The 10,869-nt window shown below is 56.5% G+C and carries 13 protein-coding genes; all 13 read right to left on the minus strand.

Features of this window, described 5'->3' with window-relative positions; all coding sequences use genetic code 11:
- Positions 1 to 18: 18 nt before the first annotated feature.
- Positions 19 to 312, minus strand: coding sequence for a hypothetical protein (locus Q4543_RS22600; RefSeq protein ID WP_303442074.1), 294 nt, complete (start codon positions 310 to 312; stop codon positions 19 to 21).
- Entirely contained in the window at positions 309 to 1,196 is an 888-nt protein-coding gene (locus tag Q4543_RS22605) for a toprim domain-containing protein (protein WP_303442076.1), read from the minus strand. The genes Q4543_RS22600 and Q4543_RS22605 overlap by 4 nt, the downstream gene beginning before the upstream one ends.
- A gap of 94 nt (positions 1,197 to 1,290) precedes the next feature.
- Positions 1,291 to 1,605 (minus strand): hypothetical protein, encoded by a 315-nt coding sequence (locus Q4543_RS22610; RefSeq protein ID WP_303442078.1) that lies wholly within the window; start codon positions 1,603 to 1,605, stop codon positions 1,291 to 1,293.
- 109 nt (positions 1,606 to 1,714) lie between these two features.
- Positions 1,715 to 1,903, minus strand: a complete 189-nt coding sequence (locus Q4543_RS22615) for an AlpA family transcriptional regulator (protein WP_303442080.1) — start codon at positions 1,901 to 1,903, stop codon at positions 1,715 to 1,717.
- Between the two features lie 123 nt (positions 1,904 to 2,026).
- Positions 2,027 to 2,920 (minus strand): hypothetical protein, encoded by an 894-nt coding sequence (locus tag Q4543_RS22620; RefSeq protein ID WP_303442082.1) that lies wholly within the window; start codon positions 2,918 to 2,920, stop codon positions 2,027 to 2,029.
- Positions 2,860 to 4,152, minus strand: a complete 1,293-nt coding sequence (locus Q4543_RS22625) for a site-specific integrase (protein WP_303442084.1) — start codon at positions 4,150 to 4,152, stop codon at positions 2,860 to 2,862. Before Q4543_RS22625 ends, Q4543_RS22620 begins: the two co-directional genes overlap by 61 nt.
- Positions 4,153 to 4,804: 652 nt before the next feature.
- Positions 4,805 to 6,094 (minus strand): hypothetical protein, encoded by a 1,290-nt coding sequence (locus Q4543_RS22630; protein WP_303442085.1) that lies wholly within the window; start codon positions 6,092 to 6,094, stop codon positions 4,805 to 4,807.
- Entirely contained in the window at positions 6,079 to 7,260 is a 1,182-nt protein-coding gene (locus Q4543_RS22635) for an AAA family ATPase (RefSeq protein WP_303442087.1), read from the minus strand. Before Q4543_RS22635 ends, Q4543_RS22630 begins: the two co-directional genes overlap by 16 nt.
- Before the next feature lie 6 nt (positions 7,261 to 7,266).
- On the minus strand, positions 7,267 to 7,824 hold the full coding sequence (locus tag Q4543_RS22640; RefSeq protein WP_303442089.1) for a hypothetical protein: 558 nt from the start codon (positions 7,822 to 7,824) through the stop codon (positions 7,267 to 7,269).
- A 4-nt stretch (positions 7,825 to 7,828) separates the two neighbouring features.
- Positions 7,829 to 8,851 carry a DNA adenine methylase gene (locus tag Q4543_RS22645; RefSeq protein ID WP_303442091.1) on the minus strand — a complete coding sequence of 341 codons (1,023 nt, stop codon included), beginning with the start codon at positions 8,849 to 8,851 and terminating at the stop codon, positions 7,829 to 7,831.
- Between the two features lie 30 nt (positions 8,852 to 8,881).
- Positions 8,882 to 9,907 carry an adenine-specific methyltransferase EcoRI family protein gene (locus tag Q4543_RS22650; RefSeq protein WP_303442094.1) on the minus strand — a complete coding sequence of 342 codons (1,026 nt, stop codon included), beginning with the start codon at positions 9,905 to 9,907 and terminating at the stop codon, positions 8,882 to 8,884.
- A 42-nt stretch (positions 9,908 to 9,949) separates the two neighbouring features.
- Entirely contained in the window at positions 9,950 to 10,378 is a 429-nt protein-coding gene (locus Q4543_RS22655) for a hypothetical protein (protein WP_303442096.1), read from the minus strand.
- A partial coding sequence (locus Q4543_RS22660; RefSeq protein ID WP_303442097.1) for a zinc ribbon domain-containing protein occupies positions 10,375 to 10,869 on the minus strand: 495 nt, incomplete at its 5' end. The genes Q4543_RS22655 and Q4543_RS22660, both read right to left, overlap by 4 nt.

Raw genomic sequence — 10,869 nt, forward strand, 5'->3', positions numbered from 1 at the left:
TCCGCCGTGGCGACCTGATCAGCCTTGGACCTCTCCGAAGGTCGGCGCTCTTACACCACCTCTCGGGGCACTACCGCGGGAATTGCCGATTGCCGCGCTTGCGGTGGTCAGCAGGGCAAGCGCAACGTAATCCACCGGCGCGCCTTTCACCTCGGCGGCGGTGGTCAGCCAGCCCGCCCAAGGCCCAAAGACGTGCGCGAAGTCATCGGGCGACATCACCGGCGCGGGCGGTCTTTGCGGGGCGGCAAAGCGCATGTCAGGGTCCGGCCAATGATCTGCCGGATTGAAGGGCAGGGGGTCTGGCACCATCATTTTGCGCCCCCTTTCAATGCAAGGATGTCGGCCCAGTCGCGCCCCTTCGGCGCGGGCAAAAGGCTGACGGTCCAGCCCAACGAAGACGCCCGTAGCGCCAGCGCATCGCCTGCGGCCTTGCCCACCCCGGAATCATCGCTGTCGGTGGCGATGGTCAGGCGTCCGGGATCTGGCGGTAGGGTCACGCGCTGCATCCCGGATGCCGACAGGCAAGCCCACAGGCGCACCGGCAGTTGCAGCAGCCCCGACAGCAGCGCCAGCCCGGTTTCGATGCCCTCGGCCAGCACCAGCGGCCCCTCGGCATCTGACAGGCGCACCGCGCCGCCTTTGACGGCCCCCAGCATCGCCTTGCTAGGCGCGACAGCGGCCTTGCCGGTGCCGTCTGGGCAAAGATACGTTCGGTGCAGGGCAAAGCGCGCGGCCCCATCCACCCGCGCCAGCATCGCCGGAAAGCGTTTCGCGCTGGAATGCCAGCAGGACGGGTGAAAGCGCAGCGTGTCGGGCAGCGGGCAGGTCAGCCCGCGCCCCCGCAGGTAGCGTTCCGCAAGGGTGCCGCTGATCGGCAAGCCCTCGCGCCAAATCGCCAACGCCTGCCGTTCGCGCCGGTCGGCATCGGCCCGCGCCTCGGCCTCGCGCTTTGCCAGCGTGTCGGGGTCTGGCGGGGAATATCCCCCGCCGCCGTCCACGATGCCCAAGCCCCTGAGCGCATCCACGATGTCGCGAAATTCGCACCCGGCGTGGCACCGGGCAAGCAAGCGCCCATCGGTGCCGTTGCCAAGGCTGAGCGCGGGCGTTCGCGTGTTGCCATGCGCCGGGCAGAACGCCAGCCCATAGGACCGATACCAACGGCCACGCAGGGCAAGGGTAATTTCTTTGGCATCCATTATGACAAACCTCCCCAGACAAGGGCTGCAATGGCGTTGGCCTGTGCTTCGGTCAGCCCGTGGCTGCGCATCAGGTACAGGATTTGCAGCCGGGTCATGCCTGCACCTCCTGCGCCGGGGTGGCGGGGCGGATGTCGCAATCCAGAAACCAGCGTTTGTGCCTGCCGGGGTGCTCGCCTTCGTGCGGCTCCCAAGCATCGGCAATCGGGATGCCGTGAAGGTGCTTGGCCTTCCAGATATAGGCCGCCCAACGCGGCCCCAAGGCTTCGCGCCCGGTGCGCCCCTTCGGGCCTGCCTTGCGCAGTTCTTCGATAGCCCAACGCTCGCGCCCGCCGATATAGACGGTGCGCTGTTCGCCAGTGGGCAGCGTGATGATATAGGGCGCTTTGGCCCATTTTTTTAACGGCATGAAATTGCTCCTTGCCTTGCTGGCAAGGGCGGTCCGCGCTATCTTTCAGGAATACAGCCAGCCTAAAAGTTTGCACCGCCGCCCGTGATCCAGACGGGTGGCGGTTTGCCTATGCGGCGGTGCCGCGCTTTGCGGCTTCCCATGCTTCGAGGTCGTCGAGCTTCCAGCGGGTGCAGCCGGGCGACAGGCTTACCGGCGCGGGAAAGATGTCATCGGTCTTGAGCCAACGCCACGGCGTTGACCGATGAACACCATAGCGGGCGGCAATTTGAAGGTCGGAAAGGTAGGTGGTCGGCATTGCGATAGACTCCAACGGGCTACGTTTGGAGGCATGTTGCTTCCCGATATTACCCAAGAAAAGCTGGGCAGCTGGGCAAGTGCTGGGCGCGCAATGTGATGCAAATTGCCCAGCCTGCGCCCGCTACTGCTGCCCACCAGATGTTCGCCATTCCTGCTTTCCAAGAGCGTCTAGCGCTCTGTTGATGCTGCGTCGCGAATAGCCAACAGCATTTTCAACAGCGCCCCAACTTTCCGTTTTTCCGTCCGGATAGGATTCGATCAAGCATTTGTAGATGAACTGGTGGATGCCGCTTTTTCCGCCTTGAAACGTTTCAGCTCCTTTCCAGTATTTCACCAGCTCTGGATCTACCGAATCAATCAAGCCAACGACATCAGTTGGCAAACCCTCAGTCTCAAAGCACACTGACCAACCTTCAAAATTTTCGATAAGGTCGTTTAGAAGGTTTGGCTCACCGATTTCATCTATGGAAGATTCTGTGCGCCGAATGATACCCGTGCTAACATCTAGATACAGAAAATCCCTGTATGGTTCGGAACTGGAAAACTCCTCGAAAGCGTTTCTCGCCAACTTCTGGCGCATCTTCAAAGATTCACCTGCCTCAGACCAGAGAATTCGATCTAAGCCGCTATAATGCTCAAAAACTTGCCTACTGGGCCGCAGAGTAATTCCTACAGGAGAGCAAACAAGAGGGCGAAATTTTCGTAACGTTGCTGCGAGAAGCCACGCCGAAAACATCCTCGCACCAGAAACAACTAAACGAATTTCACTGTCTGAAAGAACCATCCTTTCAAGTTGCTCTATCTCCTCAGAAAACCCCTCGCTCGATTCCAAATCTGCAAGACTTCCATTTAGGAAATGGGAAATTAGCTTGTATCGAGCAATAAATATGTCTTCAGCTTCAACGGCAAATTCAACAACATCATGTAAAGACGTGTATCCCGGCGGGCACCACATCACCCCAACCTCACAACTTTGCCCCTGCCGATCTTCTTCCCGGTCAGGTGCTCTGCCCATGCCGCCATCATCGCGCGGCGTTTCTCTACCATGTCGCCGCGCCGATAAGACGCCTCGACAGCGTTCCCGACTTTATGCGCCAAGGCAACCTCGGCCATGTCGCCGGGGAAATGCGTGTGCTCGGCCACCCAGTCGCGGAAGGTGCTGCGCAGCCCATGCGGCACCGCCGGGCGCTTGCTCACACGATCCACAAAGCCCGGCCCGGCTGCCGCGACATCCGCCGCGTGGATGCGCCGCATGGTGGCGCTTAGGGTCATGTCCGACATCTCGCCCCCGCGCGGTGCGGGAAACACCAGCGCCGTGCCCTCAAGACGCGGCAGGGCGTTCAGCAGCGCCACCGCAGCGGGCGACAGCGGCACCCGGTGTTCGCGGTCCATCTTCATGCGCGCGGCGGGGATGATCCACAGCGCCGAGTCGAGGTCGATTTCATCCCACAGCGCGCCGCGTATTTCTTGTGAGCGGGTCGCGGTCAGGGCGGCAAATTCCAGCGCCCGCGCCCCGGTGCCGCTGCGAGCGCGCACCGCCGCCAGCCAGCGCGGCGCGTCGTCGATCTGCACCGCCGGTTGATTGTCCTGTTTCGCCACCTTCGCCGCAGCGGGCAGAAGCTCTTTGAGGTTGCCCGCCCATCGCGCCGGATTATCGCCCGTCCGGTGCCCGGCCACGGTCGCCCATGACAGCACGGATTCGATGCGCCCGCGCAACCGAGATGCGGTTTCGGTCTTGGTCTGCCAGATCGGTTCGAGCACCCGCAGCACGTCCTGCACGGTGATGTCATCCACCAGCATGTCGCCCAGCACCGGCATGGCATAGGTCTTGAGCGTGTTGGCCCATTGCTGGCGGTGCTTGGCGTTCTTGAAGGCGTCCAGCTTGGCGGCAAGGTAATGGTCGGTCGCGTCCTTGAAGAGCATCCCCCGGCCCGCCGCCGCCACCAACGCGGATCTTGCGGCCTTGCGTTCCTCTACCGGGTCGATGCCGCGCCAGATCTTGTCCTTGAGTTCGCGCGCCCGGTCGCGGGCGGTTGCAAGTGGGATGTCCGGGAAACCGCCAAGGCCAATCTCACGCCGCTTGCCGCCGATGGTCGTGCGCAGCACCCATGTCCGGCCACCGCGCGGCGTTATCTGCATCACAAGGCCCGACACACCGCCAACCGCAATGTTGACATTGTGCCCGCATCCGGGATGCTCAAGGCGCTTCACTTCGAGCGCAGACAGTTCCTTGGCAACACGCGGCAAAAACCCGACTCCGATCTACCCACCTAAAAAATCTGCGATTTTACGCGAAAAATTGCAACAGAAAGCGACATCGCATCCCAAACTTTTCACCCTAAAACAATGAGTTGAAAAGACGAATCGCGACGGGGTGCGAAACATTGGAACCTAACTTCGGCGGGCTTCGTCTCCGCCACTTGCCCCCGCGAAAGTGTTCTCCCTATCCGGCCACGGCCGGATTTTTCCGTTGTTTTCGAGGGTTATGAGGGAGGGGCTGAACACTGGCTCGGGCACCAGGTGGGCCGGAAGCGGTCTCTCAGGGCCGGTTTTCTCTAGACCTCATGACTACGCAGATTTGGTGAATAGCTTGCAAACATCCGGATTTGCTTAGCTTTTCCGATGTCCAGGCAGAATGCTTCGACGCCAGTGGCTTTCGCTGAAATGGGCCAGAATCTGTGCGATCGCCAGTGCGATCATTTGTATCAACCCAGCGAAATTTGCTCGGGCTAAGCCGCCAATATGAATGCCTCTGCTGGTGTATGCATGGCGGGTGCCTGATGCGGACGTTCGTGATCTTCGAATTGTATCTATTCACCGATTGCGCGGCCGTCGACAACAGTTCCGCCGAACGCAATCTGCGCCCCGTCGGCACAAGGTTGAAGAATTATGACAGCGCTTACGAAAAGATAGGACGGTCCAGCCAAGAGTTAATTTTGTCTATCAGCTCTCTGGGCCCACCAGGTCGTGCGAGGGACATGAGATTAAGCGGTAACGCGGTGAGTTCGATATCATTTCCTCCTAGCAATGATGAAATTCGCCAGCTTGTCGGCTGCTGATCTTGATCGACCGGATATGAAAGAGAGATGCGTTGGCAGCCGAGTACGTGTGCTGCTGTGAGAACTTGATAAGTATCAGATGATTTAGGTCGAGCGGTAAGGCGCTTGTATTTAGAGTCAGTGATGGCGACCGGAGTGCCCGTTTTGTCTCGAAATACTACGTCCGGCTCAGTGACTAACTTGGGGCCAGTGCCAGAAATGACCACGCCAAAATTCAGCTTGCTCTTGTCGACGCGCTTACCAGCGCGACTGGCCGCCCTTTGGCACAACCGGTATACGTAGTTCTCGTATATCACATCAGCGTTCCACAGAAATCCGGAGAGTGCTTGATTGCCGGCTGCGTGATGAACACCAGCCCCCTCAAGTAACAGAAGCCCGACGATTTTTGCGGGTTCCAGTGCTTGGTGTTGCACGTCGAGGCAAATTCGCTGTGCGTCTAGTAGGTGAGGTGGATTCCTACCTACGTGTGCCAAATTGGCCGAGATCTCACGAAGAGCCCGCGCTCGTCCAGGCGCTTTCACAATACCGGCCAAACATTCAGCTGACCACCGTAGTAGCCGTGCCAAAAGCGTGTCATCGGTAAGGTAGTCTGCGATATAGGGAAGCTCCCAAGGGCGTGCGACCCAGTCTCCAAGGCGTGAGACATCGACGCTGCCACGGAGCACGACGCCACTCATCTGTTCACTGTTATAGCCGCGTGGAAGCCCGCGAGCAGAACCCGTGGTATAGGACCTGAGGAACATTTCTGCCAGTAGGTCAGGCATAGATTGCGATGCAAGTTCCTGTGCCGTCGTCAGGCTGTCGTCCACATGACCGCCCTCAACTACTGTGAGGATCCTCCAGAGTACCGTTTGCCAACTTTCGTCGTTTACACTCAGGAACTTGGGTGCAATTTCTATATCGACATTGCCAATGCGCAAAACGCCGGTAACGGCTTCGGCACGCAACCCCACGAAGCCGCTACCAAGGTCCTCGATCCGGATTGGATCGCCAGATAGCCCCAACTTTCGGCGCCAACGCTTGTTCGCGCTAGCGAGAGCATGCAGATCTATAGCCTCTGTCTTGTAAGGTATGGACGCGCCGTACTCGTGAAGAACAATCCGTGGCGGGGCGATTACATCGTAAGCCACCTGAAAGACCTTTTGATCACATCAATGTCTAGCTCGCTCATCCGAACCGGAGCGAGCGTGCGGGCCGTCACCGTGCCACCTGTCGTGGTGCGTAGGGCCCAAGCATAATCACCAGTCGGTGGAGGGGATTCTACATGCAAGAGTTCCAATAGTTGATCGGGACGGCCAGAATAGCGGTCTTCGAGTTGCGGAAACAGAACGTCATCCCAAGCCTTCGCGAGGCTTCGCCAAGCGAATTTTTCCTCTATGGGTATTTCAGTGCCCGTGTCGTCAAACTTCGAAGTCCGAATCGGTGTCAGCAATCCATGCCCCAACTCAAACTCGGGCCCGAGGTCTGAGGCGATCGCTACGTTGAGGCGATCAAGAAGCAAATACGCAGTGTGAAACGGCGTGAGGGTCTCCCAATTGTCTGTGTTTGGCGCTGTTATTGAAGCCGCGTCTAGGCCCCAGTGACTAACAAGAACGTTTAGGTTCGGCCGCATTTCAATACGGTCAAACCGTCGCGCAAGGGCACTATCTATAGGGACGGCAGCTCGATCAACGCTGTTCATTGTAGCAACAATATAGATATGTCTTGGGAAGGTGAAACCGTCAGGAATCTTAGCCGTTTTGCTGCTGGGTCGGCGGATTTCTTCGCTCAGCCCCTTCTCATAAGCTAGCTGTCGGAGTGGCACGGGTAGTGGAACGCTGCCACCCTCACGGTAATCGAAGTCCAAGAAAGTCATGAACTCGCCAAAGATACGTGCGGCGTTACCGCGATTTATTTCGTCGATAAAAATTACAACTGAACGATATTCCGAATTAGAATCTGCCAGCTCGAGCGCGGCGTCTAGAAAAACGCCCGACCACGGCTTCAAAGAAGTGCCAGAAGCCGTAATGTCTGGCCTAAGTCCAAGAACAAAATCTTCATATCCATATGATTGGTGAAAAGTAGTCCAGACTACCTTGGCAGGAAGCGGAATTGTAATGTCTAACTCGGGCCTACTAAACGGTTTTTGGGCATCAGTGACATCTAGAAGGATACCTCGATCACTCTTAGGTCGGCTGCGAAGAGCTTCGAATAGCTCGCTAATTAGGCGAGTTTTTCCCGTTGCGGGCGGCCCATACAAAAGTGCGTTTCGACCCGACTTCCATGAAGAAAGAATATCGTTGATTTTCTCAGACATTATTATTTAACCTGCATCGATTACGCCGCCAACAGGCCTATTTCCTTCTGGGAAGAGGTCCCACATAGGATCACCAGGTTTCATGAAAGGCGGACGTGGTCCTTTCGTAAATCCGGCGAAGTAGTCACCATCAACGGTTTTGGCAATATAGATGCGCAGGCCGCCATGGGGGAAATGTGGGCGAGCATCTTCTTTGTCTCGTATGTTATCGGGGGCAACGGGAAACCCACGTTTTTCAGTCCATGCCGGATGTCTTTCAGAGCTTGGAGCTTGCCTATTTTGTCTGGCAATGCGCATCCTACTGCCCTTCTTTTTTTGAAACTCAATTGGACCGAACACACCGGGCTGACCAATTACGCCGGCTTCGATTCGAATAACTGGAAGTTCGTCTACGTCCACATCTCTTACATCAAGAAAGTCTAGTGTTTGTGGAACGATCGAGCTAGGCACCTCAATGTACAGTGAACCACCTCCGCCCTCAATTTGATGGTGCCGCTCAATGTTATAAAACTCACCCAGCTGGACATTTCGCCACCAAATACGGTCTATTTCTAATTTTTTCATAGTTTCAAGAAACCTCTAGATGATATAGTCGCTCGACCACCGGCCCCTTTTTTCCACCACCGTTGCTGCGATATCGAGTATGGGGTTGTTCGTGCACTGTGACACTGCCGAAGTCACATAAGATGGACAAGAGCTCCGATGCTTGGACTTGTCCGTCTTCGCTATAAGAAATGAATACGTGTGGAACCCGAAGTTGCTCAAGAGTTTCTCGAAATGCTCTGCCTGCGCTTCGTCGGTAGCAAAAGCTGGATGCCTGATCTCTCCATGGCCGCAGGCCACCGTCGCCAGCGGCGACAGGCTCATCCCCACAAGCAATCGTCTCCAGGATATGGTAGTTCCCTGCGTACTGCCTTTTGGTGTAAGGGGGGTCTAAGTATACAGCATCAGTGTCTAGCTTTGACGCTAGGTGCTCTACATTTCCCTGCAAAACCGTGTGATGACCCTTGGTCCGCTCAAAAGTGACTGGTTCGAAGGTGAGCGGTTTGAGTGCGGGCCCCGAGATATCACGTCGAAAATAGCCAAAAGTGCCGCTGATATTGGCTACCTTATTGATTGCCAAGATAAGATGATGGAGTAAAATGCTGTGCTCGACCTCGGTAATGGCTGCCCCTTCGCATAGTTCGCGGATACCTACGCGAATACCGTCAATATGTGCTGCGTTGCTAGCCGAAAAATAGAGCCTCGGTGGACGTCCGTTCGCAGGCTTGCCAGTTTCGCCGAACTCACGGAAAAAGTAGCCCTCCATCGGTGCTGCGGAACGCATCCACTCAAGAGCTTTTTCGTAACCGCCGAGAGCCTTAAAGCTAGGCGGCTCCTTGGCTAAGAGACGCGTTCGTGCGTGTACGACCGGAAAGGTCAATGCGTCAGCAGCCGTAACCGAATAGCCAGCGCGAGCTAGCGCCAATGAGACCGATGCCGTGCCACACATTGGATCAGCTACGGAAGAACCCTCGGGGAGAACATGCGAAATCTTACCTACAATCCAATCGACCAAGCGAGTCTTGTTACCCAAGTATCTGTACGACATGTCTGTTAAGTTGCTCTCTGACGTTTCTTGTTATGCCAATTTTCTATTTCGGATTACGATGCGATCATACATGCGACGGTAGGTGCCGTCCCCGTTAGGCAGATAGAAGCGCGGACCGCCCTGCTGATAAGTCCCTTTTTCTGCAATCTTCGAGATAGGCTGACCAAGTGTCTTGCTAGATCCTAGTATTTCAAATTGATCGGGATTGTGCTTGTCAAGGAACGAGATTGGAACTCCCATTAATCCAGAATAGTCGGCCGGTATATGCATTGTCTTGTTTACATTAATTGCGTCGAAGTTGGCATATTTTGGGTAGGCCTCTGGGCTATATGTCATTTTAAGATCGAGTTCTTCGTGTCGCGACAAGTAGTCAAGGTTGGTAAACCAGCGGACACCTTTTACTCGAACATATCTATTGCCTTCGCTATCGACTCTCGTGCTCGCAGCAGTAAGGGGATAGTCATCAGGAACTCGGAACTCGCGGTCGCCGCTGCGAATGCTTGGGCCGTACCACATCTGGTTGTGCTGGAAGAGCGAGAATATCTCTTTGTAGGTCACCGCGTTCATGTTCCCGATGATTAGGAACTGTTTCTTATACTCAACCAACTGCGCTACGTATTCGCGAAAGAGCGAGAAAGGTGGATTGGTAACCACAATATCAGCCTCAAGAAGCAACTTAATGCATTCGTCACTGCGAAAATCGCCGTCACCAGCCAGCGTCTTTACAGCGACTGGACTTGAAGCTGGAGCACTCTTGTCCAGGCCGCCGCCTGTGTACTCTAGATAAACGGCTTGATCGGATCTGCCACGCCCAAATTGATCGACATTTCCACCGCCGTAACAAGTAGCAATAACCTTTTTAATAGACAACCTTTCAAAATTGTCGGCGAAGTAACGAAAAAAATTGCTAGCCCGCGGGTCGTCACAATTGCAGTAAACCACTTTATTTTTAAAGTGGTCTTTGTAATGCTCAAGCTCAAGCGCAATGTCTCGGAACGAAGTGTAGAATTCGTCTTGCTTTGCTTGCCGAGCAGCGGTCAGGCTGGCGGTGGTCATGTACATCTCCTGATGTCAGTAGTTTGAAATATGTACCCGAGATCATCCGGACTTAAAACACCAACTCTTCTTGATTGAGTTTTTTGAAAGATCAAAGGAAGCGTGCTGGTCCGACCAGACGACGGGGAATGGCTCGAGGAACCGCGCCAACGTCATCTCAGGCCCATGTGTCCCGTCCAGGATTGCCTCCACGATGTCTGGCGCAAGCAGCGTCAGGCGCAAGACGCGGGTCATGTAGGACGGTGCGATCCTCTCGCACTCCGCCAGTTCGGCAATGGTGGCGAACTCGCTCGTCTCCAGCATCCGCTTCCACCGGAACGCGCGAGACAGCGCCTTAACCAGCGTGTTATCCGTTCGCCGCGGCTGCTCGGCGCCGTCGGGCAACTGCATCTCCTTCCGCCCGCCGCGCTTCACGACACGGAAAGGCACGTGCAGCGTCACGATGTCCGGGATCGGCGTCTTGCTGGTCATGCCGTCGCCTCAATACCGCCTGCAAGCATCTCGCGCGCAAGGCCACGGAGGCCGTCGGCGCGCAGCCGGACATTGAGCCCGTCCGTGCCAATGTCGACGCGCTCGATCAGTAGCGACACGATGCGCGCCTGCTCGGCGGGGAAGAGTTCGTCCCACAGCGGGTCGAACTGGTGCAAGGCGGCGCGGGCGTCGGCTTCGGTAATGTCGTCGGCATTGGCGCGTGCCGCCTTCCATGTCCCGGCCACGATCTCGGGTTGGCGGAACACAGTACGCAGCTGGTCGACGACGGCGACTTCTATTTCACCTGCTGGCACACGACCGACTGAACACGATCCGGCGCCATGCTTCAGTACCGTCTGGCTGACATAGTAGCGGTAGAGCTTGCCGCCTTTCCGAGTGTGGGTCGGCGAGAACGCCGGGTGACGTCCCCAGACGTGGTGTAGCTTACGGTGGCCATCGGGTTTCCCGGTAGGGTCGGGTTGCGAGAACCA

The organism is Salipiger sp. 1_MG-2023, from assembly GCF_030547555.1.
Lineage (GTDB): Bacteria > Pseudomonadota > Alphaproteobacteria > Rhodobacterales > Rhodobacteraceae > Salipiger.

What these genes read in the sequence shown, in the direction of transcription:
- Q4543_RS22640 (WP_303442089.1), bottom strand. Translation starts at nt 7,824, where the DNA reads ATGAAAAAATTAGAAATAGACCGTATTTGGTGGCGAAATGTCCAGCTG.
- Q4543_RS22615 (WP_303442080.1), bottom strand. Translation starts at nt 1,903, where the DNA reads ATGCCGACCACCTACCTTTCCGACCTTCAAATTGCCGCCCGCTATGGT.
- Q4543_RS22655 (WP_303442096.1), bottom strand. Translation starts at nt 10,378, where the DNA reads ATGACCAGCAAGACGCCGATCCCGGACATCGTGACGCTGCACGTGCCT.
- Q4543_RS22620 (WP_303442082.1), bottom strand. Translation starts at nt 2,920, where the DNA reads ATGGGCAGAGCACCTGACCGGGAAGAAGATCGGCAGGGGCAAAGTTGT.
- Q4543_RS22610 (WP_303442078.1), bottom strand. Translation starts at nt 1,605, where the DNA reads ATGCCGTTAAAAAAATGGGCCAAAGCGCCCTATATCATCACGCTGCCC.
- Q4543_RS22650 (WP_303442094.1), bottom strand. Translation starts at nt 9,907, where the DNA reads ATGACCACCGCCAGCCTGACCGCTGCTCGGCAAGCAAAGCAAGACGAA.
- Q4543_RS22600 (WP_303442074.1), bottom strand. Translation starts at nt 312, where the DNA reads ATGATGGTGCCAGACCCCCTGCCCTTCAATCCGGCAGATCATTGGCCG.
- Q4543_RS22635 (WP_303442087.1), bottom strand. Translation starts at nt 7,260, where the DNA reads ATGTCTGAGAAAATCAACGATATTCTTTCTTCATGGAAGTCGGGTCGA.
- Q4543_RS22645 (WP_303442091.1), bottom strand. Translation starts at nt 8,851, where the DNA reads ATGTCGTACAGATACTTGGGTAACAAGACTCGCTTGGTCGATTGGATT.
- Q4543_RS22605 (WP_303442076.1), bottom strand. Translation starts at nt 1,196, where the DNA reads ATGGATGCCAAAGAAATTACCCTTGCCCTGCGTGGCCGTTGGTATCGG.